This is a genomic window from Streptomyces sp. AM 2-1-1 (genome assembly GCF_029167645.1).
Taxonomy (GTDB): Bacteria; Actinomycetota; Actinomycetes; order Streptomycetales; family Streptomycetaceae; genus Streptomyces.
On the sequence record NZ_CP119147.1, the window covers coordinates 1,561,212 to 1,585,762 of the forward strand.

The 24,551-nt window shown below is 71.7% G+C and carries 21 protein-coding genes; 5 read left to right on the plus strand and 16 right to left on the minus strand.

The genetic code is table 11. The features are described from left to right. Positions 1–503: 503 nt before the first annotated feature. The 6 genes from PZB77_RS06550 to PZB77_RS06575 form a co-directional block, all read right to left on the minus strand. The gene (locus PZB77_RS06550) at positions 504–2,861 is read right to left on the minus strand and encodes an Orn/Lys/Arg decarboxylase N-terminal domain-containing protein (protein ID WP_275491621.1); all 2,358 of its coding nucleotides are present in this window, start codon (positions 2,859–2,861) and stop codon (positions 504–506) included. Between the two features lie 501 nt (positions 2,862–3,362). Next, on the minus strand, positions 3,363–4,067 hold the full coding sequence (locus tag PZB77_RS06555; protein WP_275491622.1) for a phosphodiesterase: 705 nt from the start codon (positions 4,065–4,067) through the stop codon (positions 3,363–3,365). Positions 4,068–4,333: 266 nt separating this feature from the next. Continuing rightward, positions 4,334–4,834, minus strand: coding sequence for a metallophosphoesterase (locus PZB77_RS06560; protein WP_275495935.1), 501 nt, complete (start codon positions 4,832–4,834; stop codon positions 4,334–4,336). Positions 4,835–5,104: 270 nt separating this feature from the next. Further along, positions 5,105–6,280, minus strand: a complete 1,176-nt coding sequence (locus PZB77_RS06565; RefSeq protein WP_275491623.1) for a zinc-dependent alcohol dehydrogenase — start codon at positions 6,278–6,280, stop codon at positions 5,105–5,107. After that, positions 6,277–6,744 carry a hypothetical protein gene (locus PZB77_RS06570; protein ID WP_275491624.1) on the minus strand — a complete coding sequence of 156 codons (468 nt, stop codon included), beginning with the start codon at positions 6,742–6,744 and terminating at the stop codon, positions 6,277–6,279. Before PZB77_RS06570 ends, PZB77_RS06565 begins: the two co-directional genes overlap by 4 nt. Positions 6,745–6,749: 5 nt before the next feature. Next, a complete protein-coding gene (locus tag PZB77_RS06575) occupies positions 6,750–6,962 on the minus strand; it encodes a hypothetical protein (RefSeq protein WP_275491625.1) in 213 nt (70 codons plus the stop codon). A 392-nt stretch (positions 6,963–7,354) separates the two neighbouring features. Between PZB77_RS06575 and PZB77_RS06580 the strand changes: the two genes are divergently transcribed. Then, on the plus strand, positions 7,355–7,930 hold the full coding sequence (locus tag PZB77_RS06580) for an SsgA family sporulation/cell division regulator (RefSeq protein WP_275491626.1): 576 nt from the start codon (positions 7,355–7,357) through the stop codon (positions 7,928–7,930). 190 nt (positions 7,931–8,120) lie between these two features. On the opposite strand, the gene PZB77_RS06585 is transcribed toward PZB77_RS06580, so the two are convergent. Together PZB77_RS06585 and PZB77_RS06590 are read right to left on the minus strand one after the other, a co-directional pair. Beyond that, the gene (locus PZB77_RS06585; protein WP_275491627.1) at positions 8,121–8,729 is read right to left on the minus strand and encodes a hypothetical protein; all 609 of its coding nucleotides are present in this window, start codon (positions 8,727–8,729) and stop codon (positions 8,121–8,123) included. A gap of 315 nt (positions 8,730–9,044) precedes the next feature. Continuing rightward, positions 9,045–9,875 (minus strand): sugar nucleotide-binding protein, encoded by an 831-nt coding sequence (locus tag PZB77_RS06590; RefSeq protein WP_275491628.1) that lies wholly within the window; start codon positions 9,873–9,875, stop codon positions 9,045–9,047. Positions 9,876–10,182: 307 nt separating this feature from the next. Between PZB77_RS06590 and PZB77_RS06595 the strand changes: the two genes are divergently transcribed. Further along, a complete protein-coding gene (locus PZB77_RS06595; protein ID WP_275491629.1) occupies positions 10,183–10,809 on the plus strand; it encodes a class I SAM-dependent methyltransferase in 627 nt (208 codons plus the stop codon). A gap of 316 nt (positions 10,810–11,125) precedes the next feature. On the opposite strand, the gene PZB77_RS06600 is transcribed toward PZB77_RS06595, so the two are convergent. Together PZB77_RS06600 and PZB77_RS06605 are read right to left on the minus strand one after the other, a co-directional pair. Next, positions 11,126–11,845 carry a class I SAM-dependent methyltransferase gene (locus PZB77_RS06600; protein WP_275491630.1) on the minus strand — a complete coding sequence of 240 codons (720 nt, stop codon included), beginning with the start codon at positions 11,843–11,845 and terminating at the stop codon, positions 11,126–11,128. Between the two features lie 245 nt (positions 11,846–12,090). Continuing rightward, the gene (locus PZB77_RS06605; protein ID WP_275495936.1) at positions 12,091–14,244 is read right to left on the minus strand and encodes an RICIN domain-containing protein; all 2,154 of its coding nucleotides are present in this window, start codon (positions 14,242–14,244) and stop codon (positions 12,091–12,093) included. A gap of 711 nt (positions 14,245–14,955) precedes the next feature. Here PZB77_RS06605 and PZB77_RS06610 point away from each other — a divergent pair. Further along, complete coding sequence (locus tag PZB77_RS06610) at positions 14,956–15,987, plus strand: LacI family DNA-binding transcriptional regulator (RefSeq protein ID WP_275491631.1); 1,032 nt, start codon at positions 14,956–14,958, stop codon at positions 15,985–15,987. Positions 15,988–16,317: 330 nt separating this feature from the next. Further along, complete coding sequence (locus tag PZB77_RS06615; RefSeq protein ID WP_275491632.1) at positions 16,318–16,686, plus strand: VOC family protein; 369 nt, start codon at positions 16,318–16,320, stop codon at positions 16,684–16,686. Between the two features lie 90 nt (positions 16,687–16,776). On the opposite strand, the gene PZB77_RS06620 is transcribed toward PZB77_RS06615, so the two are convergent. The 4 genes from PZB77_RS06620 to PZB77_RS06635 all read right to left on the minus strand — a co-directional run bounded on the left by PZB77_RS06620 (position 16,777) and on the right by PZB77_RS06635 (position 19,924). Continuing rightward, a complete protein-coding gene (locus PZB77_RS06620; RefSeq protein WP_275491633.1) occupies positions 16,777–18,003 on the minus strand; it encodes an FAD-dependent oxidoreductase in 1,227 nt (408 codons plus the stop codon). Continuing rightward, positions 18,000–18,206 carry a ferredoxin gene (locus PZB77_RS06625; protein ID WP_275491634.1) on the minus strand — a complete coding sequence of 69 codons (207 nt, stop codon included), beginning with the start codon at positions 18,204–18,206 and terminating at the stop codon, positions 18,000–18,002. The genes PZB77_RS06620 and PZB77_RS06625 overlap by 4 nt, the downstream gene beginning before the upstream one ends. Positions 18,207–18,456: 250 nt before the next feature. Then, positions 18,457–19,377, minus strand: coding sequence for a pyridoxamine 5'-phosphate oxidase family protein (locus PZB77_RS06630; protein WP_275491635.1), 921 nt, complete (start codon positions 19,375–19,377; stop codon positions 18,457–18,459). Positions 19,378–19,468: 91 nt separating this feature from the next. Further along, positions 19,469–19,924, minus strand: coding sequence for a VOC family protein (locus PZB77_RS06635; protein ID WP_275491636.1), 456 nt, complete (start codon positions 19,922–19,924; stop codon positions 19,469–19,471). 156 nt (positions 19,925–20,080) lie between these two features. Here PZB77_RS06635 and PZB77_RS06640 point away from each other — a divergent pair, with 156 nt between their 5' ends. After that, positions 20,081–20,656 carry a CGNR zinc finger domain-containing protein gene (locus PZB77_RS06640; protein WP_275491637.1) on the plus strand — a complete coding sequence of 192 codons (576 nt, stop codon included), beginning with the start codon at positions 20,081–20,083 and terminating at the stop codon, positions 20,654–20,656. 68 nt (positions 20,657–20,724) lie between these two features. Here PZB77_RS06640 and PZB77_RS06645 read toward each other — a convergent pair whose 3' ends face one another. Both PZB77_RS06645 and PZB77_RS06650 read right to left on the minus strand, forming a co-directional pair. Continuing rightward, positions 20,725–22,458: an AMP-binding protein gene (locus PZB77_RS06645; RefSeq protein ID WP_275491638.1), complete on the minus strand. Its 1,734-nt coding sequence runs from the start codon at positions 22,456–22,458 to the stop codon at positions 20,725–20,727. Next, a complete protein-coding gene (locus PZB77_RS06650; RefSeq protein ID WP_275491639.1) occupies positions 22,455–24,482 on the minus strand; it encodes an FAD/NAD(P)-binding protein in 2,028 nt (675 codons plus the stop codon). Before PZB77_RS06650 ends, PZB77_RS06645 begins: the two co-directional genes overlap by 4 nt. Positions 24,483–24,551 lie beyond the last annotated feature (69 nt).

A 24,551-nucleotide genomic window follows, 5' to 3' on the forward strand; every position in this document is an offset into this window, starting at 1 on the left:
GCTGAGCGCCGCCCGATGCCCGGTCAACGTCTGCGCACCAGCTTGCGGAGACCGGCGATGAGCGCCGGAACATGGCGCGCGAGCGGGGCAGGTGCCGCCGCCGGGCCGGGCGACTGCGGCGCCCGGGGATGTCTGGTCCGTCGACGTGGGGTGATCAGCCGGCGACCGCGCGCGGCAGCGTCCGTACCACCTGTTCGCCAAGAGGGACGAGGCGGTGGTGCACACGGTCGAGGCACCCACGGCCACCATGATCCCCGCCCCGCTCACCCTCGGCGACGACGTGCTGTGGCGACTGCGCTGGACGACCCCCGGCCGCCCGCCACTCCCCGCTCGTCACCCCATGACGGTGGGGCCCGCTACCTCGAACGGGGCTCACGGCGTGCTGCCCGGGAACGGAGTCCCCGGGCCTCGCCCCGATTGACCTCACCGTCATGCCCCCTGGGCGGGTGACCGCTGGGGAGACACCGGCGAGTGCGGCCTCCACGGTGGCGCCAGGAGCGGGATCACCGTTCCGGGACGGCGGGTTCCGGCCGTACGCACTCGATCATGTAGTCGCCGTTCTCGTCGACGGTGACTCCGTGGGCTTCGCTGTGGAAGCCGGGGAAGAGGCGGTCGAAAGCCTCGAGCGCGCCGAGATACCGCAGGAGTGGTCCGTCTGGCTCGCCGAGGTGTTCGCCGGGCATGAGGACGGGGATTCCGGGTGGGGTGACGGTGACCATGGCGGCCGCGACGCGGCCTGCGGCCTCGCTGAGGCGTACGCGTTCCGTTCCGCCGCGGATCAGGCGGCGGTAGCAGGCCTGCGGGGGCAGGACGGGGCGTGGCAGTTGTTGGAAGGCATCGTCGAGGGAGGTGATGAGTTCGGCCCGGGTGAGGTGTTCGTGCATGTCCTGGCAGAGACCGCTGAGCGTTGTGCCCGCGTAGCGCCGGGGGTGTTGCGCGGTAAGGGTCGGCAGGACGCGGTCGAGGGGGGTGTCCACGTCGTACAGGGCCTTGAAGTCGATCAGGGCATCGAGGAGGGTGCCCCATTTGCCCTTGGTGATGCCCATGGAGAAGAGGATGAGGGTGCTGTAGGTGTCCGTCTTCTCCACCACGACACCGCGGTCGGCGAGGTAGGCGGTCAGGATGCGGGCGGGGATGCCCCGGCCGGCGACCTGACCGGTGGCGTCCACACCGGGGCAGGTGACGGTGACCTTGACGGGATCCAGCATGCAGTAGCCGTCGTCCAGGTCGGGAAAGCCGTGCCAGTCGGCGCCCGGTTCGAGTTGCCAGCAGGTGGGTTCGCGACCGAGGAGGGCGAGCGGGGCATCGGCGAAGGGAATGCGTTCGCCGTCTGCCGGGTCGGTGACCGTATCGGGTTGCCAGACACCGAAGAACCAAGTCGGCCGGTCACCTGCCTCTGCGATACGGCGTCCGGTGCGGACGACGGCCTGGCGGAAGCGGATGGCCTCGGTCACCGCCTCGTCGATCAGCCACTGGCCCTGCGGGCCGTCCATCATCGCGGTGGCCACGTCCAGCGATGCGATGGCGGGATAGAGCGGTGAGGTGGTGCCGTGCATCATGAACGCCTCGTTGAAGCGCTCGTGCTCGACGGGTGCCCGGGGGGCGGACTTGACGTGGACCATTGCGGTCTGGGAAAGCGCGGCGAGGAGCTTGTGGGTGGACTGGGTGGCGAAGACGGTCGGCCGTTCCGGACCGGTGAAGGTGTCCGGGCCGACGGCCATGCCGTACCGGCCGGCGTACAGGGGGTGGAAGCGTGCGTAGGCGAACCAGGCTTCGTCGAAGTGGAGCCGGGGAGAACTGGGCGCGAGGGCACGGGTGACGTGGAGGGTGTCGTAACACAGGCCGTCATAGGTGGAGTTGGTGATGACGGCGTACTGGGCCGCGTCCGTGACCGCCTGTGCGGTGAGGGGGTTGGCGGCGACGCGCGCTGCGACGGCGTCCCGGTCGAGGACCCGCGGGGGCAGCGGACCCGCCAGCCCGTAGCCGTTGCGGGTCGGGACCAGGTAGACGGGCCGGGCCCCGGAGATGACCAGGCCGTGCAGCACGGACTTGTGGCAGTTGCGGTCCACGAGGGCGATCTCGTCCGCGGTGACGCTGTAGTGCCCCACCATGCGGTCCGCGGTCGAGTCGCCGTGCAGCACGAAGTACGTGCGGTCGGCGCCGAAGACCCGGGCGGCGTTGCGCTCCGCTTCACCGATCGGGCCGGTGTGCTCAAAGAGGGAACCGAGCTCCCCGACCGAGATCGAGAGATCGCTGCGGAAGAGCCGCTCACCGAAGTAGTCGAAGAAGGCACGGCCGACCGGTGACTTGAGGAACGCGACGCCGCCCGAGTGCGCGGGGGTGTGCCAGGAGTACTCGTGCGCGTTGTCGAACCGCTGCAGCGCCTTGAAGAACGGCGGAAGGAGATTGTTCCGGTAGGCCTCCGCAGCGCTGGCGACTCGTCCCGCGATGAAGGGGGCCGTGTCCTCCAGCGGCCACACGTAGCCCACGACGGTCTCGGAGACCCACAGGGGCAGTCGCTCCAGGGCGTGGTCCGACTCGTCCGTCATGGCCAGGAGCACGGGCAGGTCCTTGAAGCGCCGGTTGATCCGGCGCAGCACCTCGGCACCACCGCCGTCTTCGGTGTCGCTGCCGCTGCCGTTGCCGCCGGCGGGAGAGCCGGGCAGGTCCCAGCCCACGAGCGCCGCCGTCAGCACTGACTCGGTCCGCAGGGCGGCGAGAGCGTCACGACCCGTCCTGGCCCAGCGCACTTCGAGCCCGCGGTTCTCCAGCTCCTTCGCGATACGCCGGAGTTGTTCGTCGTCCGCTCCACCTCCGAGGGGATCCGTGCGCAGCGCGAACAGGATCGTGCCCTTCGCCATGAGTTCTTCTTCCTCCGGTCGGCATCCGTTTCCGGAGGATCATCCGGCCGCGAAAGCACCGGCCTCACCCGTGCGCATCCAAACCACCCGTAGGAAGGAGAGCACCGCTCGCAGGGGCTGCCCGGAGACGGGGGTGTTCGCTCGCGGGTCTCACTGCCCGCGCAGGTGTCCCCCGGCGGTCGCGTGCCGGGGGCCTGCTTCCTGTGGGGCAAGTCGCCGGACACGGCGCGGTCCGCGCAGAGGGGCGATCGCGCCACGGGCCGGGACGCGGTCGATGAGGTGCACGGCGTCGTGCGGATGCCGGGCGAGGGACACCCGGACGCCGACGCGGCCGACGGCGACCGCCACGGCGCCGGTCGCGCTGGGGCGGTCGTCGAGCGCTCGGAGCGCTTCCGGCTCGCACGGTGCGCCCGGCGCCGCAGCCGCCGGTGTCTCCGGTGCTCCGCCGGCCACCGGCGGAGTTCGCCCGGCTGCGGGCGTGCCGCGTCGGGAAGGCCGGTCTCAGCCGGGCGGCCCGGCGTGCCGCCCGGCGCGGGAACCCGCGTAAGCGGCGACACGCAGGGAACGCAGACGGTCCACGGGACGGACGTCCGGCAGCAGGTTGCGGTAGGGGTCGAACGCCTCGCCGTCCTCGGACCGCGCGGCGGCATCCGCTCCGAGCAGAATCAGCCGGGCCAGCGGCCGCCAGGCCGCCCTCTCGCCGATACAGAGCCTGAACGCGAGGGGCCGCACGGCGGTGGCGGCCCCCACCGCCGCCGGTCGGGCGGGGACGCGCCCGGTCCGGGGCTCCGGGAAGAGAGCCAGCACCCCACGCCGTCCGCCGACGACGTACGGCAAGAGGGTGGAGTACGGGCCGGCGGTGGCGGATGTGCGGGGAAGCGGCACGTGGCGGGACCAGCGGCCGCGGCCGCTGGTCGTGAGCAGCAGGTCGAGGGGGCGGCCCGGTCCGCCCGCGTCCGCCACCCGGAGCGCCAGTCCCGCGCCGTCGGGCAGGAGTCGGGGAAGCCCGGCGGCACGCGACCAGCGCGCCGTGACCGCGTACGAGCCGGGGGCGCCCAGCCATGGCACGTCCCAGTGGGTCGCTCGCGCGGGCACGTCAAGGCGGCCCACCATGATCACCCCGTCGGGGTGCAGGGCCGGCCGGCTGCCGCGCCGACGGGCGGCGGCGCGAGCCGTGCGGAAGGCGAGCCGCTCCAGACGGTTCATGCGTCTCTCCGTCGGTGTTGTCGGCGGTCGTTTTGTGTCGTCGGCAGCGGTCCGGGCGTTTCCGGGCCCATGGCAGCGGATTCCCGTGCGCGACCGTTCGTCAGGGTTCCCCGTCGCCCGGGCCGCGCCGGCCTGCGGTGGCGTCGCGTGCGGGGATACCGCACGGAGGAGCGCTGCCGGACCGCGACGCTCGCGCCGTGGCGTCCCGGCCGTCCACGCGGCCCGACCCGCCCGACCGCCCGGCACGACGGGAGCGGCGGCTGCGGTCAGCGCCTCGGCAGGCGGTGCAGGACGACCTCGCCGAACACCCCGTCCGCCACCGTGCACGTCATGTAGGTGCAGTACGGCTGCCGTCTGCGGTCCGTCGGCGATCCCGGATTCAGCAGGCGCATACCGCCCGGAGCCTCGGTGTCCCAGGGAATGTGGCTGTGGCCGAAGACGAGGACGTCCAGGTCGGGATAGAGAGCGGCGCAGCGCGCTTCCCGCCCGCGGGCTGACCCCGTCTCATGGACGACACCGAAGCGCAGGCCCCCCAACCGGGCGCGGGCCACCTCCGGCAACCGGTCCCGCAATTCCGGTCCGTCGTTGTTCCCGTACACGCCGACCAGGCGTCGCGCGCGTCCTTCCAGCAGATCCAGAGTGGCTACGTCCACCCAGTCCCCGGCGTGGACGACGACGTCCGCCCGGTCCGCCTCCCTCAGCAGTTCGTCGGGGAGTTGCCTGGCGCGCCGGGGCACATGGGTGTCCGCGACGAGCAGGAGCCGCACGGGAGGGTCCGTCGCCACCCCGGTCGTGTCGTTCTCCATCCGCCTGCCTTCCCGGTTGTCCCGAGTCCCCAGGGTTCCGCCGCTTCCGACGGTTCCGCCGGTTCTCCGGGTTTCTCGCGATTCACCTTGCCCGCCGGGTCCGGTCGGGCGCCCGGAGTGCGTGGTCGAGGGGTCGGCCCCGTGCGCCACGGCCCCGGGGCGGCGACGGGGGTGGAAGGGTTGTCGTTCTCACCCGCCCGCCCCGCACTGCCCCTGTCGCCGCCCGGCCCTTCAGTGTCCGGGGCGGATGACCGCGCGGACGCAGCCGTCGGTCTTGTGCTTGAACATGTCGTACGCGGTGGGCGCCTCGTCCAGAGTGACGCTGTGCGTCGCCAGATGGGACGTGCTCAGCTCACCGGCGGCGACACGGTCCAGCAGCATGGGGATGTAACGCTGGCCGTGCATCTGTGCGCCGCGCAGGGTCAACCCCTTGTTGATCACCGGGCCGAGGGGGAACTTGTCGACAGCGCCGGCGAACACGCCGAGCACGAAGACCGTGCCGCCCTTGCGGCAGGCGTGCACGGCCTGCCGGACGGCGGTGGGGCGGTCCGTCTGGAGCCGTAGTTGCTGCTTGACCTGGTCGTAGAGGTACATCGGACCGTCGCTGTGTGCTTCCATGCCGACCGCCTCGATGCACACGTCCGGGCCGCGACCACCGGTGCGTTCCCGCAGTTCCGCCCCGACGTCCGTGTTCGTGTAGTCGATGACCTCGCTGCCGACGAACCGTTTCGTCATCTCCAGCCGTTCGGGGATCCGGTCGATGGAGATGACCCGCTCCGCACCGAGCAGGATCGCGGCGCGGGCGGCCATCTGTCCCACGGCGCCGCATCCCCACACGGCGACCACGTCACCGGGCTTCACTCCGCCCAGGTCCGCGCCCATCCAGCCGGTCGGCACCGAGTCGGAGACGAAGAGTGCGCTCGTGTCGTCGACGCCTTCGGGAATGGTGAAGGCGCCGTAGTCCGCGAACGGGACGCGCACGTACTCGGCGTGGCTGCCGCGCAGTCCTCCCATGGCGTGGGAGTAACCGAAGATGCCGCCGGTGTCGGCGCCGAAGAGCGCCTGGCCGATACCGGGATTGGTGTTGGTGTTGTCGCACAGGGACCACAGATCATGGGTGCAGTACCAGCAGCGCCCACAGCCCACGAACGAGCAGACGACCACCCGGTCACCCACGGAGTGCCGACGCACGGCAGACCCGACCTCGACGACCTCTCCGACGAACTCGTGGCCGATCACGTCGCCGGCCCGCATGAACGGGATGTAGCCGCCGATGAGGTGGAGGTCCGATCCGCAGGTCGTGCCGGCGACGAGCCGGACGATCACGTCCTGGTCGTTGCGCAGGACCGGGTCGGGCACCTGCTCGACGGACAGCTTGTTGACGCCTTCCCAGCACAGGGCTTTCACAGCACTCCCTCCCCGCCCGAACGGCGGCTCAGCAAGCCGAGCAGTTTCCCGCCGGGGGTGTCGTGGGTGGTGGGTGGCGCGTCGGCCACCATGATCTCGCCGGTCTCCCACAGCGCCTTCGCTTCGCGCAGGGCCAGGCGCAGATCCTGCTGAGGATCGTCGCCGGAGATCCGGGCGATGACGGAGTGGGGGCCTTGCAGCCGCGGCTGCCTGAAGCGGACGGCGATCTCGGTGCCGCGGTCGCCGGGCGCGGGGGTGATGCGCGTCTCGATCCGGTCGCCGAAGTCCCGCAGCGGTGTCGGCAGTGGGTCGGACCGTATCTCGCCCGGACTCCGCTGGACGGTGACCACCAGCCAGCGGTCCTGGCTCGCGGGCTCGGCGTCGCGCACGGTCAGCCGACGCAGTACGAGGGCACTGGCGGCGAGTCCTGCGGCGGTGGCGAGCAGCCTCTTCCCGGTGGACATGGCTCTCACACTCCCGGCGTGCTCGTGGAGCGGGTGGGCAGCGCGATATCGCGCGTGATCACGGCGAGCCCCAGGACGCCGAGCAGCCCCGGGACGAAGTGCGGCCGGTCGACGACCCCCGGAAGGAGGAACGCCGTCCCCACCATCATCGCGCTCATCCGGACCGTCGCCTCCTGGATCGGGGTGCGCCTCCGTGTGGGAGGAGTGTGCGTGGTCATTCGGGCCTCCTTTTTCGAGGGGCTTGTCCCAGCGAACCCGGAGTACCCCGTCGACCGCGGAAATATCGCCGGGAAATCGCCGGAAAAAGGATGGACGCGGCGGAGCCCCGGCTGCCTGGCCGTGGACGGCCCCGCCGGGCAGGTCTGCTCGTTCATGAGGCGGATTCCGTCCGTGGCGTTCTCGTCGCCCGGCGGTTCTCGGTCGGCCGCGCCCTGATCCTCGCCCCGCCCACGCGGCGTCCCGCGACCAGGCTGGAGAGAAGAGCGAAGGTCCGATGGCCTCACCCACGGCTTTGAGCGTGGAAGTGAGTAGGACGCCCGAAGACGGGTACCCCGGAGGGTCCAACGGTCAGGAAGCGGCTGTTCTCCTCCATCTCTTCTCCGGGAGCCTCATGCTCTTCCTGCTCGTTCTCCGTCGCCGGCTGGCCGGCTTCGTCGCGCTGCTCGGGCGTCCGGCGCCTCGCCCCCGAGACATGCGGTCGCGCATCGACCGTTCTCACGCGGATCAGCCGGGAACATCGGCGAGAACGCGGGCCGTGGCCGGCTGTGGCACGCCCGGGTCTCCTCCGTTCTGGGTCCCGGCGCTGCTGCATGTCACCGATGGACGCTGGGCGCCAGTCCTCATAAAACTGCGCTACGAACGCGACGACCCTCTGGCCGTCGAGTTCGTGTTCCACGGCCCGGCCGGGGTCATGGCCAGGTGGCGGTTCTCGCGCGACCTCCTGCTGGAAGGCATGGACAGGATCGTGGGACAGGGCGAAGTGATGATCTGGCCCTCTGCGAAGAACGCACCCGACCGCGCCTTGTTCTTGCGTCTTGGGCTCGAAGAGCGCCAAGCCCTTCTGACGGTACGCCGTTCGCCCGTCCAGCACTGGCTCTCCCGCACCCTCACAGCCGTTCCGGTCGGTCAGGAGATGGCAGAGGTCGACTGGGACGAAGAGCAGCGACAGCTTCTGCGCGCCGTGTGAACGTCACCGTAGGCTCCCAGCGGCCTGGGAGGTCTCTGCGCGGGACCCGGGTGAGCTGCACCGGCACAAGCCGCTGGCGTGCGCGCGGCTTCCGGGGGAGCTGCTGCTGAGAAGAGTTCCGCCGCCGTGAGCGGCGGCGAGCCTCCGCGGACGGCGGATGAGGGATGACCGTGGTGTGCCGACCGGACGGTCAGGAGCGCAGCACGTCGGCGGTGATCTCCGCCAAGGTGCGCCCGGTCGCGAACGCGCGTGCGCGCATGAATGCCAGGGCGTCGTCCGTGTTCATCTCTTTTTTCACGGCCACGACTCCGATGGCACGATGCGTGTCGGACCAGTGTGCGCGCACCACATCGGCCGGCTCCCACGGCGGATGCCCGTCCTGGTCGAGGAGCATCCGCTGTGCGGGCAGGAGAGCTGTCGAGACGGCGTCGGTAGCGGCGGCCATCCGATCGATCGCCTCGGCGGACAGTCCCCCAGGGGTCCGTGTGGCCACGTCCACGGATCCGAGGATGTAGTCGCCGAACCAGAGAGGGAAGGCATGCACCGCCTGGACGTCCGGGTACCGGTCGCGGAAGGCGGACACGAACAGCGGCCACTCCCGCGCCCCGGCGTCCCAATCGGTCAGGTGCACTTCGTCACCGGATTCCGCCGAGGTGATGCACGGCCCCTGCACCACCGTGAACTGCACTTCTTCCAAAGCCGCCGCCATCGCGTTCGACGCGCACAGCAGCTGCCGCGACGGGGTGTCGGTAAGCAACGACATCGTCACCGCGTCCGCCGGAAGTTCCCGGGCCAGCACCCGGCACAGCCGGCGTGGCACTTCTTGAGGGGGACAGCCCGTGGCCGCCCATCCAACCTCACGCGCCAGATCCCCGGACCACATCGATCAGGCCCACCTCTCCCTCGTCCCATGGCTGACATCGGCGCATGAGTACCCGGGACAGTCGCCCGCACACACTCCGCCGCGACTGCCGTCGTCCGCGACACGGGTCAGCATGGAGTCCCTGCGGCGAACCATGGCCCAGGACGGCCCGCGGGTGATTCGCGTCCACGCTGAGAGCGGTCCCCTCGCCCGTAGGTGAGCCGCGGCAAGCACGGGGCCCGCCCGCGCATGTCATCGAGCCTCGCTGAGGAACTCCCTTGCGCCGCGCAGTCGGACACTCAACCGACGCTGTGTGGCGTCGCCGTCCAGGCGCACGTCCAGGGCCCCCAGGAGCTTCGTGTCCGCCCGGCGCCCGGTGGGCAGCAGGGAGGGCTCGATGCCGTCGCGCCGAGCGATGAGCAGACCGAGTTCATGGCGGCTGACGGCATCGGCTCCGCCGAGGTGGAAGACGCCGGCCGCGTCGGAGACCGCGAGTTCCCAGAGGGCGGCCGCCAGATCGGCAACGTGCACGGGACAGCGGATGTCGTCCGTGAACAGGGACCCCTGCCGCGTGCCGGCAGCCAGTTCGTGCACCATTCGCTCGTGGGGGGAACCGCCATCGCCGATGATCAACGAGGTCCGGGCGACGGCCGCTGCGGGATGGAGGAGACGCACAGCGGTCTCGGCGGCGGCCTTCGCGGCGCCGTAGGGAGTCACCGGATCGGGAAGGGCCGTCTCGTCGTAGCGGGCGCGGTGTCTCCCGGAGAAGACGGCGTCACTGGATACGTGCACAAGGCGGATGCCACGCTGTGCGGTGGCTTGGGCAAGGCGGACGGGGCCGTCGGCGGTCACCGCCCAGTTCGCTTCTCCGCTGGACGCGTTGACCACCACGCTGGGTCCCACCGCGTCGATGACCTCGTCAAGGGATCGGGGATCGCCGAAGTCCAGGCGGTGCCACGAGAGGGCGGGCGCGCTGCCTGGGCGGGAGTTGTACGTCGCGGCCGTGGCGCGACCGGCGACAGCCGCCTGGCGCACCAACTCGTTCCCCAGGAATCCACTTCCACCGATGATCAGCACACTCATGCGAGTACACGCTAACGGCACCGCACGCCACCCGTGAGGGAAGAGCCGTCTCGGCTCCCATCCCCCGGACGCTCCTAGGTGATCGGCACAAACGTGGATACTGACCGCTTCACACCGACCCTGACCGCGTCCATCTACGCCGAGCCCACACCGGGCAGGCACTCGGCCGACCACTGCCGGTGGGCCGGTGGGCCGGTGGGCCGGTGTGACCGGAGGTCCTCACTCTCCTCACCTGCGAAAATAGATCGATACAACCGCCCTCGACCTCACTCCCGCGGGACGACGCCGATCGGAAGGCACATCGAACATGACCGGGCAACACGACCGCTGGGCGGATCTGACCGGCGGACAGGCCGGCGAGGAGTACGCCCGGCGTTTCGCGAAGCTTGCCGCATCCGGCCAGGACGTCCACGGCGAGGCCGCCTTCTGCACCACGCTGCTGAACCCGGGCGCCCGCGTACTCGACGCGGGCTGCGGCACCGGTCGGATCGCGATCCGCCTCGCCGAACTGGGCCATCACTGCACCGGCGTGGACGTCGACGCCTCGATGCTCGCCGTCGCCCGGCGCGACGCCCCCACGCATGAATGGCTTCTCGGCGACCTGACGCGTCTGGACACCCTCGGCCTGAAGCCGGGCTACGACCTGGCACTCGCCGCCGGAAACGTCATTCCCCTGCTGGCCCCCGGCACCGAGCCGGGCGTCGTCCGGCAGCTGGCTGCCGCGCTGCGCCCCGGCGGCCTGCTGGTCACGGGCATGGGGCTGGACGCGGCCCACCTGCCGCTGCCGGAACCGCCGTTGACCCTCCCGGACTTCGACGGCTGGTGCACCCGCGCCGGCCTGGTCCTGGACCAGCGCTACGCGACGTGGAGCGGCGATCCGTACCAGCCGGGCTGCGGCTACGCCGTCAGCGTGCACGTGCGCCCCGCCATGTGAGCCCACACCCTGGTCCGCACGGTGAGCACGGCTGACGTGCGGCATCGCCCATGTGTGTCCGCAGGGCCGAAGGACGCCCGAGAGGCAACGGCCATCTCCAGGTCGTCGTGCGTCAGGAAACCGGGAACCAGGGACCGACGACATCCAACGGCTGGGAGCGCGGGGCCGGCCGCAACACCGGGTCCGACAAGACCGCAGGGGCGATCGTCAGCGTCCCTGCTCTCCGGCTCCAGCCCCAGCCGCTGACGACCCTGCCGTCGCCCACGGCGACTCGCGCCGCAGATCACGTCCGGAGACCTGCCGCACAGGATCCGGATCAGGGGCGGCCGGCGACGAACCAGCGGGCGGGAAGTTCCACCGCCGAGCCATCGGTGCGGGTCTCGCTCATGGCGAGGGCAGTGTCACCTTCGGCGAGAACGGTGAGCCCCGCTGCCCCCAGCAGGGCGGCGATTTCGCCCTCAGCGACTTCGCCTGGGCGCAGGTCGTGTTCCTTGACCCGGCGCAGTTTGAGGGAAGGGCCGCCGGGCTGAGCGGCGACGGCGGCGATGACCTCCTTGGCCTGACCCGTCGGCTCCAGGAGCAGGGCCCTGCCGCTCGCGCCGACCAACCGGGCGACGGCGGCGGCCACGGCGGGGCGGTCCTCCCGGTCGCTCTGGTGCAGGACTGCCCGCATGTAGACGTTGCTGTCGCCGAGGCGCTCGTGCAGCGCGCCGGCCTGCACCGGATCGGCGAGGTTGAGCTGCTCGTACGTCGCAACTCCGCTCGGATCGATCCGTCGGGCATGGGCGACAGCGGCGGCGGAGAGATCGACACCGACGGCTCGCGTGAAGCGCGTCGCGAGGAACCTGGTCTGGGTGCCGTTGCCGCAACCGAGGTCGGCGACCGGCAGGGAGGGGTCGGCGTACGGAGTGAGGTGCTCCACGTCGCGCCGCGCCGTCAACGCCGGATCCGCGTCCCAGAAGGGTTCGCCCTGCTCGCCGGAGCTCTGCTCCCAGAAGCCTTCCCAGGCGGTGCGGTAGCGCTCGGACACGGTCATGGGATCTCCGTAGGGTGTGCGGGCGGATCAGTGTGCCGGTGACCCAGCGTCTCTGATGGCTACCCGAGCCGCGTCCTGTTGATGTTGACGGACCTGAAGTACGCCGGGGACATCACCTACCTGCCCACCGCGGGCGGGAAGGCCTACCGGCGACCGTCGTCGACCTCGCATCACGCCGTCCGCCGGAGGGCCACCGCCGGCCGGTCTTCGGACCCGGCCGGCGGCGCTCCTCCAGAGGGCTGGGCTCAGCCGAGCGTCCACCGTTGGAGGGCCGAACCGGTGTCGGTCTGCTGGGTGAGCAGGGCTCCCGGGGCCGTGGACGCCGAGGTCAGCCTCAGGTTGCTCCTGACGGAGGCGACGGTGTAGCTGCCGTCGGACTGGCGGGTGAAGGTCCAGCGCTGGTTGGTACCGCCGGTGCAGGTCCACTGGACGACCTTGGCGCCGGCGGTGGTGGAGCCGTCGGAGACGTCGGCACAGAGTCCGGACTCCGCGTTGCGCAGTTCGTAGGAGCCGTCGGTCTGCCGGGTGAGGGTCCAGGTCTGGTTCGCGCCGCCGTTGGCGGTGTAGGTGATGAGCTGGGTGCCGGGTGTGGTGCTGTGACCGGGGTTGTCCAGCGCCAGCCCGCCGGTGGTGAGGGTGTGGTTGCCGTTCAGCCCGGCGGAGGAGGTGCCGACCGCCGTGACGGTCAGCGTCTGCTCGGCGGCGCCGCGTCCGCCGCCGACCGCACTGCCGCCCGTGTCGGTCCAGGCGCGTACGGGGGTGGTCTCGGCGAGCCTGCCGTTGACGCCGGAGAGGCCGATGACCAGGCCGCTGTAGCGGTTCACCAGTCGGTACGAACCCGTGGCGGCGCCGTCGGCCGAGGAGGTGGTGGGTACGACGAACCACTGCTGGCCGACGGTGGGGCCGGCACTGCCGGGTGCGGTGACGGTGGGCGCGCTGCCCCAGGCGCGTCCCGTCGCGGCGGTGACGGGCACCCCGAGGAGTTGTCCGGTGGCGGCGTTGGCGATGCGGTAGGAGCCGTCGCCGACGCCGGTGAAGGTCCAGGCGTCCAGCCCCGTGCCGGTGGCGGTGGCGGTCGAGGTGGTGGCGGAGGAAGTGGACGACACCTGTGCCAGCACCCGGCCGCCGCCGCCGGCGATGCGATAGGTCTTGGCCGGATCGAAGGGTGCGGCGGCCGGGGCGGTGGAGTTGATCGTCAGGTTGACGTATGCGCCGGAGGCGCCGCCCGAGCAGCCGAAGGAGCAGTAGGACCGGAAGTTCTTGCCGACCATCGATGAGCTGGTCTTGCTGGTGCTGTCGAGAAACCAGCGGTACCAGGAGGCGGTGTGGTAGCTGCCGGTGTCGCCGATCAAGCGCCACTTCTGGGTGGCCAGGTTGTCGGTGGCGTACAGCTGCTGTGGCGCGTTGCCGGACTGGTCGACCGCCTGGGGTTCGCCGATGTAGAGGCCCAGGTAGGCGTTGTAGGTGATGTCCATGACGAACAGCGGCGAGGTGGGCGGGGTCTTCCCCGCGGCGACCTGCTGCTCCACGCTGCCGGTGTTGGCGGGGTCGTACTCCTTGGCGGTGGGTGTGTGACCGGTGGTGTCGGTGGCGGTCACCGGGACCGTGTTGCTCTCCTTCCCGCCGACTCCCGGCTGGGACCAGGAGCCGCCGTACCACTTCTGCCAGGTGCCGGACGCCATCTTGCCGGACAGCGGTGCGCGGGCCACGTGGGAGTAGAACGCCTTCCAGCCGCCGTTCTTGTCGATGAGTCGGGAGCCGTAGAAGACGTAGAAGTAACCCGAGGCGGCGTCGACGTAGAGGCGCTGGTCGCCGTCACCGTAGGAGTAGGTCTGCTGCGGGAAGGCCGCGGTGTCGCCGCGCGTGGTGCTGTACGGGGAGGTGAGGGCGTGGCCCTTGATGGTCCAGTGCCGCCCCTGGTCGGTGGAGACGGCGTAGTCGATGGCGTCGAAGTGGCTGCTGTCACCGAAGGGTTGGGGGGTGAACTCGTTGTGCACCAGGCCGTACCAGTGCCCGGTGTCGGGATCGACCCACACGCCGGCCAGATCGCAGAAGTTGCGCTGCGTGTAGCCGGAGCCGCTGGGCGGGAAGGTCGCTCCGGCGCCGGTCGGACTGTTGTTGCACAGCGTGGTGGTGTCCGCGTTGGTTCCGGAGTCGCTGACCGGGGCCGAGCGGGTGGCGGTGTCGAAATCGGAGCCCGTGTAGAAGGTCCACGCCCGGCTGTCACTCGCGCCGTACAGCGAGTGGGCCTGCTGGTAGTAGAACGTCCCGTCCTTGTCGACGTACGGGTAGGCCGGTGTGTCGTCCGGGTGGGTCCAGCTGCCCTGCGCGCCGACGGTCACCGTGTAGGCGGGGTCGGCGGCCGCGACGGCCGGGACGTCCAGCACCGCGCCGGCCACGGCGATGGCCGCCGCGGCGAGTGCTCCGGCAACTCTGGTGCGCCGTGCGGTCCTTCCGGCGCTTTTGGTGGTGCCGGTACTTCTGCGAGAGGCTGACACGGCGTTCTCCTTGCTGTCGGGGTGTGCCGGCGTGCGGGAATGCAGGGGTTGTCGGGCTCCGCGGGTCAGCCGGAGGTCTCGACGGACACGTGCGGTCCACCGGGTTCCAGCCGGTCGCGTGGAGCGATCTGCGTGCCCGGGTGCTCCGTCCACTCGTCCGGAGGGCGGTACGCACTCAGGCCGTGCACCGGCCGCCGGTCCGCGCCCGCGAAGGACACGCGAGGCACCCGCGCTGTTCGCGTACGGTCCACCGCGCCCGGCGGCGGTGAGCACAGGGGGCTGAGCGCCGGGGAGACAGTGAGCGCCGGGACGACGGTGGTTCCCGCTTCCCGAGCGTGTACGGCCGAACGGTTCATGGCTCCTCCAAAGTGCTGCGGCAGAGCGGGGAGGACCGATCCGAGAAGGCCGCGCGACGAAGGGATGCCGCCGGTCACAGGGACCCGGTGCGATGTCGATGGCCGGAACTATGACAGAGAATGTTAACGATGCCAACAGGGTCTTCCTCGCGAAATCTCCGGCTGCACGCCCAGGAAGAACAGCGAAGAACAGGAACGAGCAGCCCACCGTGGCAGCGATATCATGAGGTCGTCGGAGAGCGGGGGAAGGGAAGCCATGGTGAAGCCGCACGGCAAGAGCGACGACCGTCCGCCGGGCATGCTGGACGTGGCCCGGGTCGCCGGGGTGTCCGCGCAGACGGTCTCGCGGGTCCTCTCGGGACGCCCCCACGTGCAGCCGCAGACGCGGGAACGGGTGCTGGCCGCGGTGGAGAAGCTCGGCTACCGGCGCAACAACGCGGCCCGCGTGCTCTCCTCCGGGCGCAGCCGCACCCTGGGCGTGGTGACCCTGCGGACCACGTTCTACTCGCGGGCGGCCCTCACCGCGGGTATCGAGAACGCCGCGCGGGCCGCCGGGTACGAGGTCAGCACGGCGGCCGCCGCCTCCCTGGACACCTCCGGCATCGAGGCCGCGCTGTCGCGGCTGGCCGACCAGGACGTCGAGGGCGTCATCCTCGCCGTGCCGTTGATCCACACCAGCGCGCGCATCGAACAGTTCACCCGGACCACACCGACGATCGCGGTCGACGGATCCCGCACCGACACCACGGACGTCGTCGCGGTCGACCAGGCGCTCGCGGCCCGCAAGGCCACCCAGCACCTGCTCGACCTCGGGCACGAGACCGTCTGGCACATCGCCGGGCCCGAGCACTGGCTGGAGGCCGCCCGCCGACGCGAAGGATGGCGCGCCACCCTCGAAGAGGCCGGCCGGCCCGTGCCGCCGCAACTGGAGGGGGACTGGTCACCGGCTTCCGGTTACCGCAACGGGCTCCTGCTGGGCCGGATCCCGGAGGCGACCGCCGTCTTCGTGGCCAGCGACGAGATGGCGTTCGGTGTGATCAGGGCGCTGACCGAACTCGGACGGCGCGTGCCCGAGGACGTCTCCCTGGTCAGCGTGGACGACATCGACCTGGCCGCCTACTGCACCCCGCCGCTGACCACGGTCGCCCAGCCGTTCGCCCGGACCGGCGAACTCGCCGTGGCCCATCTGCTGCGGCACATCAACGACCCGGCCGGCACGATCGTCCCGGAGTCGGTCGAACCACGACTCGTGGTGCGCGCGAGCACGGCCCCGTACGCCGGGACGTGACACCGCCTCGACGACGCGCCGGGGCGCTGACGGATCGGCAGGGGGGCGACCCGCGTGCCCCTGCTCCCCGGACGCGATCGCGGGGTGGCCGGAGACCTGCGCGAGGCCGGGCAGGCGTGGTACCCGGCTCAGAAGCCGCGCGCGTCACCTTCGGGGCTGCGGCCTCCTGAAGCGGCTGGTCAGCAGGGGTGGCAGGCCTTCGGTTCGCGGTGCTCGTACGGGTCGTGCGCGGCAGCGTCGACGGTGCGGATCCTCCGGCAGGGCGGCCGATGAGTTCACCGTCCTCGAAGGGTCTACCGGGTGACACGACCGTTCTCGACAAGGAGTGCCATGTCCACCATCCAGCCCGTGATCCTCACGGCGAACCAGGACGGCCTGCTCGGCTTCTACACGCACGTGTTCGGCGCCGAGGAGGTCTTCCGGGAACCGGCGGAAGGCCCGGCCTTCTACCTCGGCCTGCGCATCGGCGACACCGTCCTCGGGCTGGTCGCCAGGACCGATACCGGGACCGGGGCGGCACCGCGGATCCTGCTCGACATCACTGTCGACGACGTCGAGGCGACGCTCGGCCGGGTGACGGCCCTGGGCGGCACGGTCCGCGGCGGCCCCACCGACATGCCGTGGGGACAGCGCGTCGCCCACATCCTGGACCCCGACGGCAACCCGGTGAACCTCACCCAGCCGATCCCGGCCCGGTGACCCCGCACCGGAACATCACCGTCGGGCGACCGTCCGTGGCCGTGCGCGCAGAATTGACGCAGCGGCATGCCGTCCTCCGACAGTCGACCGTCACACGGCCCGGTGGTGTGCGCGGGACGCCTCGGCCAACGACCGGTGGTAGGCCGCGAGACGGGACGTCCGGCCGATCGTCAGGGCACCGACCAGACGTCCCGCCCGGTGGTAACTGGCTTCCAGCCGCCGGGTGGAGGTGTCGATCTCGTGGACCTTCACCGTGTCGGCGACGGCGGGGAGACCCACGGAACGAATCCGGACGCCGTGCAGGTCGGACCAGAAGGACGGCACCTCGTCGAAGGCGGGGCTGTCCGCACCGCGCAGCAGGGTGCGGGCCGCAGTCACCGCCTGATCCACCGCGTTGGTCCAGTGGCCGAGCGCCATGGGCGTTCCGTCCGCCAGGGGTTGCGGAGCCCTGGCGACGTCTCCCGCGACGACGACGTCGGGTACGGGCGTGCCGTCCAGGGCCAGGGCTCGCAGGCGGGTGTCGCAGTGCACGCCGCCCTCGGTGCGCAGGCCGGAGTCGCTGAGCCAGTCGGTGGCGGGCAGAGCGCCGAGGGCCAGGACCGCGGCATCGGCCGTGACCTCGGTGCCGTCGGTCAGTCGCGCGCCGGAGAGGCTGCCGTCGGCGGTGGTCCGGAATTCCGTCACGGCCGTGTCGGTACGGAGGTCGATGCCCGCCTCGCGGTGCAGCATGCCGACGAATGCCCCCACCTCGGGTCCGACGACGCGCTCCAGGGGTGCGGCCCCCGTCTCCACGAGCGTGACGTCGAGGCCGCGGGCCCGGCCGGCCGCGGCGATCTCGCCGCCGAGGAAGCCCGCGCCGACGACGAGCAGGGAGCGGCCCCGGGCGAGTGCGCCCCGCAGCCGCGTGGCGTCGTCGTGGCCGCGCAGGGTGAACACGCCGCTGGACGGAGCCGGGGGCCCGGCGCTCGGGCGGGCCGTGGCACCGGTGGCGATCACCAACCCGTCGTACCGCAGTCGTGCCCCGTCCGAGAACGTGACGGCCCTGTCCCGGAGGTCCAGTGCGACCGCGGTCCGCCCCAGCAGCCAGCGGGCGCGGAGTTCGTCGGAGACCGGGAGTCTCGTGGCCGGCGGATCGTGCTCGGCGGTGAGGAACCCCTTGGACAGCGGGGGGCGGTCGTAGGGGGTGAGGCGTTCGTTCCCCACGAGGGTCAGCCTCCCGGTGAAGCCTTCGGCCCGCAGTGTCTCCGCTGCTCTGACGCCGGCCAGGGAGGCGCCGACGATCACGATGTCCCGGGGGCGGGGCGGGGTGGCGGTCATGAGGCGGTCGCCGGGAGGGGGGACACGGTGATGGCGCGGACGGGGCAGGCGGCGGCGGCCTTCTCGACCTTCTCGCGCAGCGCGTCGTCGGGGGTGGCGTCGTGGACGAGGTAGTCCTCGTCGTCGAAGGAGAAGACCTCGGGCGCCGCGAAGACGCACTGCCCGTGGCTCTCACACAGGTTCATGTCCACGGAGATCTGCATGGGGGCTCCTGCGGTGTTCGGAAGGGGTGGGTGAGCGGCGCGCGCCCGCGGGTCGGCCCGCGCTGCGTGGTGGGACGGTGCCCGGCCTCGCACGCGGTGCGTCCCGCGCGGCGTCGAGGCGGTGCGTCGCCGGGCGGAGGGGCGTCCGCACACGGGACGTACGGGGACGTTCCGGCAAGACGGTGGGACGACAACGCGGCGAGGCGCCGTCACGGACCTCGCGCACCCGGCAGGAAGTGCGGGGCGGCCCTCAGGCGGCCGGCGGGTTGAAGCGGGAGTAGGCGGGGTCGGACCACCGCAGCGGGGAGGCCGCACCGACCTCCCGTACGCCCGTGACGGCGAACTCGACGATGCGCTGCGCGCCGGGGATGCCGGCGGTCTCGTCCGCGTCCCAGACCGTGCGGGCGCTGCCGGTGAGGTGGAGGGCCCTCCCCGTGGTCCAGCCGGGTACGAGGATGCCCGCGGACGCGTTGCGTTCCAGGTTGCCCAGAGTCATGAACATGGCGTTGCCGACGTAGTCGGGCCAACGCAGCAGGGTCGGGGAGAGGACGCGGACGAAACCGGGGTTGCCGCCCCGGTGGGAGGCGTCCGCGTCGCCCCGGTCCGAGGCGGTGGCGATGAAGAAGGTGTCCGCCTCGCGCAGTGTCCGCTGCTGGTCGGCACTGAGTTCGGTGCCGTCGACGACGGTGCGCACGGTTTCCCCGTCGTCCGGTGCGAGCGCGCGGTGGTCTCGTTTCTGTATGTACTTGGGGCAGTTGGCGACCACCAGGTCGAGGGCGACGCGCAGGTGGTCACCGGTTCGGACGGCCCGTCCGTTGACGCGCATCCTGCGGCGGGTGGCCGGTTCGATCGCGATCATGCCGATCCGGGCGGGTGCGCCGGTCCGGGCCTCGGTGAGGAGTCCGGCCAGCGGGTCCTCGGGCGGCGGCAGCGCGCCGATGGTCAGGGTGGAGCCCGCCGCTTCGAGGAAGCCGGGAGGGCCGGTGAGCTGGGTGGCCCAGATACGGCCGTCGCGGTCCGTGCCGCCGATCACGATCATCGGCTGTTGGGCCAGGAAGTCGGCCGCGACGTCGGGGACGGCGTTCTGGATGGCTCCGCGTGAGAACTCCGCCTGCTGGGCGAGGCCCGCTCGCCCCTGCACGGCGATCTCGCCGCTGTGATAAGCGATCACGGCATGTCCTTCCGGCTGCGGAGCCCGTGCGTACGCCCGGGGGACGTGGCGTACGCACGGGGCGGGGTGGTGGCTCGACGCCGTGCGGTGTTTAGAAGAAGCCGCAGGTGGGGGCGCCGGCGGTCGGGGCGTCGGCCGGGTCGGCGCCGGTGGGCGCGTAGATCTCCAGGCGGATGCCGTCGGGGTCGGTGAAGAAGATCCCGCCGGAGGCTCCGCTCTCGCCGTGCGGCACGACTCCCTGGTAGGTGAACTCCGCGCCCAGCGTGCGCAGGACCTCCTCCGTGGCCCTGACCTCCTCGATCGTGTCGACCTGGAAGGACAGGTGGTGCAGGCCGGGCTTGTCGGTCGCGAAGCGGCCCTCGCTCTGCTGCCAGAGGGTGACGAGGAGTCGTGAACCGCGGCCCAGGAACGCCCAGCGCCGGCCGTCCTCCTTGCCCTCGGCCAGCACCTCGAAGTCGAAGACCTCGCGGTAGAAGGCGAGCGAACGGTCCAGATCGGTGACGTTGAGGCCGATGTGGCCGGTCTGCAGGTTCTTCGCCTTGCTCATGGTCTCCCCAAGGTGTCGTGGGGCCGCGAGACGCTCTCGCAACCGTTGAAAATGACTTTAGCGGTTAGAGACGGAGGCGGTCAACCGCTGATCTTCCTTTGGCCGGTTAGTATCGGGAGGGCAGCTCCGACTGCCCCGCGACGGAAGGATCCAGCCATGCCGCACCCCCTCGGCGCCGACCCGCGGCCGCTCACCGGCGAACCGCTCGCGCTCGATCTGCTCAACACCCGCTGGATCGACGCCGAGGGTCCCCACGACCTGCTCGACTCGGTCGACGGGCTCGCCGTATGGCTGGCCGGCGCGTCCGTGCGGTCCCGCACCGGCCCCCTCACACCGACGGCGGACCGCGCCACGCTCGACCGGCTGCTGGAGACCCGCGCGGCGCTCGACGCCCTGGTCCTGCGGGAGGACCCGTCCCCGGCGCGGGCCGTGGCCGCGCTCAACGAGATCCTGGCGAACGGCCGCATACGCCGACGGCTGGAAGCCGACGGAGCACCGGGGTCCGTGGTCGAGCTGACCCGGCCGGAGTGGGCCCCCGCCTGGTACGCGGCCGAGAACTGGCTGCACCTGGTGGCCGAACGGCCCGACCGGATCCGCCCGTGCGCGAACGAGGCGTGCGTACTGCACTTCTACGACGTGTCCAAGAACGGCACCCGCCGCTGGTGCTCGATGGCCGGATGCGGGAACCGGGCGAAAGCGCAGCGCCACTACGCGCGCCGCAGCACTTCCTGAGCCGGCGGCACACGCGGGACTGGCCCGGACCACCCTCAGGTGGTCCGGGCCAGTCGTCGGGCACCGCTTTACGGCTGGGGCGTCGGCCGCGGCTCCCCGGGCGCCAGCGGGAACTCCTCGCCGGCCCGGCGGTCGCGCAGCTGTGCGCGGCGCACCTTGCCGGAGGCGGTGCGTGGCAGCACCGGCACGAACTCCAGCACCTTGATCCACTTCTCCGGGGGGAGCTCGGCACACGCCAGCGCCAGGAGGGTCCGGGCGGTCTCCGGGCCGGGCAGGTGGCCTTCGGCCGGAACCACGTACGCCTTCGGAGCCCACAGGCCCACCGGATCGGGCACCGGCACGACCGCCGCGTCGTCGACCGCCGGATGGTGCAAGAGGACTTCTTCCAGTTCCCGCGGCGAGATCCGGTGGTCGAAGGACTTGAACATGTCGTCCGAGCGCGCCAGGTAGGTGAGCGATCCGTCCGGCTCCCGCCGTGCCAGGTCGCCCGTGCGGTAGTGCCCCCCGCTCAGTACCCTGTGCGTCCGTTCGGGGTCTCCGACGTATCGGCGCATCAGCCCCAGCGGCCGTTCGGAGAGGTCCAGGCAGAGCTCGCCCGGCTCGCCGTCGGGGACGGGCGACCCGGTCTCGGGATCCAGGAGCACGACCGCGTAACCGGGCAGCGGGAAGCCCATGCTGCCCGGCCGGCCGGGGCGACCGGGAGGGTTGCCGATCTGGGCGGTGGTCTCGGTCTGGCCGTATCCGTCGCGCAGGTCGAGTCCCCAGTGCGTGGCCACCAGCTCCACCAGGGCCGGCTCCAGGGGCTCGCCGGCGGCGACGACCTCCCGCAGTTCGGGCGGCCGCTCGCCCAGCCCTCGCGCCGCCAGACCGCGCCATACGGTCGGCGGGGCGCAGAAGGTCGAGACCGCCCGGGTGCGCAGGACGTCGAGCACCTGCTCAGGAGTGCTGCGGGCGGCGTCCAGCGCGAGCACGGTCGCCTCGGCGTTCCACGGTACGAAGAAAGAGCTCCAGGCGTGCTTGGCCCACCCCGGCGCGGAGATGTTGAGGTGCACGTCCCCGGGGCGCACGCCGTTCCAGTACATGCCGGAGAGGTGGCCCACGGGGTAACTGACGTGGGTGTGCTCCACCATCTTCGGCTGGGAGGTGGTGCCGGAGGTGAAGTAGCGGAAGAGCGGGTCGTCCGCCCCGGTCGGGGCGTCGGGGGTGAAGTCCTCGGATGCGGTTTCGGAGTCGGCGTACGGGTGCCAGCCCGCGGCTTCGCCGCCGACGGCGATGCCGGTCCACTCACCCGTACGCGGGCCGAAGAGCGGGGTCAGATGCGCCTCGGCGACGACGTGGCGCACGCCTCCGCGATCCAGGCGGTCCCTCAGCTCGGCGGCCGTCGCCGTGGTGTAGGTCGGGATGACGACGGCCCCCAGTTTGATGGCGGCCAGCATCGTCTCCCAGACCTCGACGCGGTTTCCGAGCATGAGGAGCACGGGGTCGCCGCGGCGCACCCCCTGGGCGCACAGCCAGTTGGCGACCTGGTTCGAGCGGCGGGACAACTCGCGGTACCCGATGAGCCGGTCCGTCCGGGGTCCGCCGGTTCCGACGATGCGCAGTGCGGTGCGGTGGTGCCGGGCGGCGGCCGTGTCGAAGTGGTCCAGGGCCCAGTTGAAGTGCTCGAACCGGGGCCACCGGAAGTCCGCGACGGCTTTCGCGAGGTCCGTGCCGTGCAGCAACAACAGGTCGCGGGCGGCCAGGAACCGCTGGGTGGCCGTCTGCGCCGCGGAGGTGTCGCCGGGTGCGGTGTCACGCGTCATGAGGCGTCGCTCCTTCGCGCGCCGGCGACGGCCTCGACCGCGGTGTCCTTCGGCTGCCGGCCGGGGACGACGACCGGCTCGGCCGCGGGGGCTTCGGCGCGCAGCGGGCGGAGCGCGTCCGAGGCGATGGCGTCGGCGTCCCGGTAGAAAAGGGTGCCGACCCCCGGGCGGCTGCTTCCCACCTGGGTGAACCAGCGGGTGTGCTCGGTGGGGATGCCGAGGGCGTACACGTCCGGGAGGCTGCGGCCGTCCGCGTCGATGACGTGGAACGGGCTCGTGGTGACGTCCAGACCTCCGGTGACGTGGAAGCTGCCGTCCGGTCCTTCGATGGTGTAGGGCCGCACCCTGCCCTCCGCGACGAGTTGCCGGGTCAGGGGGGAGGTGTCCCGGTGCAGATCGGGCGTGGGGATACGGGCGTCGATCAGCGTGTGCACCAGCCGCTCGGAACCCCGCACCTGGGGGGAGACGACGCGGAACGCGCCCTGGGCGTCGTCGGTCTCGAAGCGGGTACCGGGGCCGGCGACCTCGACGACACCCTGGCGGATCAGTGCCCTGAGCTGTTCCACCCGCTCCATGGGCGGACCCGCGGAGAGAAGGGCGTTGACCGGCAGGAAGCGGCCGTGGAAGAACTCGGTGTGCGAGGCGGGCAGCAGGCCTCCGTGGTCGACCGCCTCGCGCACCACGTTCCGGATGTCGCGCAGCACGTCGAGGGCGGCTTTCAGGGGACCGTCGACGGTACCGAGGGCCGCCTGGGCGAGGTCCTCCTCCATCACCTTGAGCAGCTGTTCGCGGAACTCGTCGACGGAGGCGAAGTGCTGGGCGCCGAACGGCCTCGCGAGGGCGTCGAGGTCGATCGGCGGCATCTCCCCGAGCCCCGCGGCGCTGAGCAGCTCCGCCCGGTCCCCGCCCGACCGGAGGATCTCGGCGTACTCACGTGCGAAGCGGTCGGCCGCGTCGGGCCCGTCGACGACGCGCACCTGCGTCGTGCGGTAGACGTGGTCGATCTCCTGCTGCAGCAGGGGCAGCACGTCCTCGGCGAAGTCGAGTTGTCCGCTGCCGCTGCGCAGCGACCGGCTCGCGCGGGCCGACTCCAGGGCGCCCCGGGTGAGGAACTGCGCCTTGTGGCTGTAGTCCGGCCGCTTCTGGTTCCTTCCGCGGGCCGGGATCGGCAGCCCGCTGCGGGATCCGGCCACGATCCGTGGTTCGCGGCCGCTGGGCAGGTAGCACAGCTCGCCGTGCCGGTCGGTGCGGAAGACGCCGCCGCGGCCGACGGTGAGGGAGAGCATCACGTCGTAGAACGACAGGCCGAGACCTTTGACGCCCACGGCGCTGCCCGCCGGGACGGTGTCCTCCCCCAACGCCATGTCGGCTGCCGAGTCACCGCAGAGGTAGTGGGTGCCCGGAGTGCGCCGGGTGAATGCGAGCATCGACTGCTCGAAGGCGTCGGGGGCGTTGAAGGGATGTCCGGTGGCGAGGACGACCCGGTCCGCTTCCAGCAGGTGCGGTGCCGTTTCCAGGCTGAGCAGGTACCCGCCGTCGGGTCCGGGCCGCACGGCCGTCACCCGGCCGGTGACCGGGACCAGTTCGACGTGCGGGGGCAGACCTTCGGCGACCGTCCGGTAGACGTGATTGAGGTACTGGCCGTAGCGGACCCGCGACGCGTAGTCGTCCGGGCCGAGCAGTGTCTCTCCCGCCTGCTCGTGGCGGCGGGCGATCCACTGTCCGAGCGAGGGACCCGCGCCGGCGCGGTCGGGCCCCTCGTCGGGACCGCCGGAGTACATGGTCACCTGGCTGATGACCGTGTTCATGGTGAACCAGTCGTCCTGGTCGGTGCGCCACACCCGGCCGGCGCCGATCTCGGTGGCGTCCACGAGATGGACGCGCACCGGCCGGGGAGCCGGGCCTTCGGTGGCCGCCTCGGCCGCGGCCCGGACCGCGAGGCGTTCCAGGACGGAGATGCCCCGCGGGCCGCTGCCGACGATGACGAGGGAGAGCGGGCGCGTATCGGATGGGTTTCCGGACACAGGAGCTTCCTAGGAGTGAGGAGGTACGAACGTCGATGAGGGCCGCGTCGGCGGACCGTGGCGGAGGAG

Coding starts and splice junctions, on each gene's coding strand:
- PZB77_RS06625 (WP_275491634.1), bottom strand. CDS start 18,206: ATGCAGATCTCCGTGGACATGAACCTGTGTGAGAGCCACGGGCAGTGC.
- PZB77_RS06615 (WP_275491632.1), top strand. CDS start 16,318: ATGTCCACCATCCAGCCCGTGATCCTCACGGCGAACCAGGACGGCCTG.
- PZB77_RS06590 (WP_275491628.1), bottom strand. CDS start 9,875: ATGAGTGTGCTGATCATCGGTGGAAGTGGATTCCTGGGGAACGAGTTG.
- PZB77_RS06600 (WP_275491630.1), bottom strand. CDS start 11,845: ATGACCGTGTCCGAGCGCTACCGCACCGCCTGGGAAGGCTTCTGGGAG.
- PZB77_RS06620 (WP_275491633.1), bottom strand. CDS start 18,003: ATGACCGCCACCCCGCCCCGCCCCCGGGACATCGTGATCGTCGGCGCC.
- PZB77_RS06635 (WP_275491636.1), bottom strand. CDS start 19,924: ATGAGCAAGGCGAAGAACCTGCAGACCGGCCACATCGGCCTCAACGTC.
- PZB77_RS06645 (WP_275491638.1), bottom strand. CDS start 22,458: ATGACGCGTGACACCGCACCCGGCGACACCTCCGCGGCGCAGACGGCC.
- PZB77_RS06555 (WP_275491622.1), bottom strand. CDS start 4,067: ATGAACCGTCTGGAGCGGCTCGCCTTCCGCACGGCTCGCGCCGCCGCC.
- PZB77_RS06550 (WP_275491621.1), bottom strand. CDS start 2,861: ATGGCGAAGGGCACGATCCTGTTCGCGCTGCGCACGGATCCCCTCGGA.
- PZB77_RS06610 (WP_275491631.1), top strand. CDS start 14,956: ATGGTGAAGCCGCACGGCAAGAGCGACGACCGTCCGCCGGGCATGCTG.
- PZB77_RS06580 (WP_275491626.1), top strand. CDS start 7,355: ATGCTCTTCCTGCTCGTTCTCCGTCGCCGGCTGGCCGGCTTCGTCGCG.
- PZB77_RS06595 (WP_275491629.1), top strand. CDS start 10,183: ATGACCGGGCAACACGACCGCTGGGCGGATCTGACCGGCGGACAGGCC.
- PZB77_RS06575 (WP_275491625.1), bottom strand. CDS start 6,962: ATGACCACGCACACTCCTCCCACACGGAGGCGCACCCCGATCCAGGAG.
- PZB77_RS06640 (WP_275491637.1), top strand. CDS start 20,081: ATGCCGCACCCCCTCGGCGCCGACCCGCGGCCGCTCACCGGCGAACCG.
- PZB77_RS06570 (WP_275491624.1), bottom strand. CDS start 6,744: ATGTCCACCGGGAAGAGGCTGCTCGCCACCGCCGCAGGACTCGCCGCC.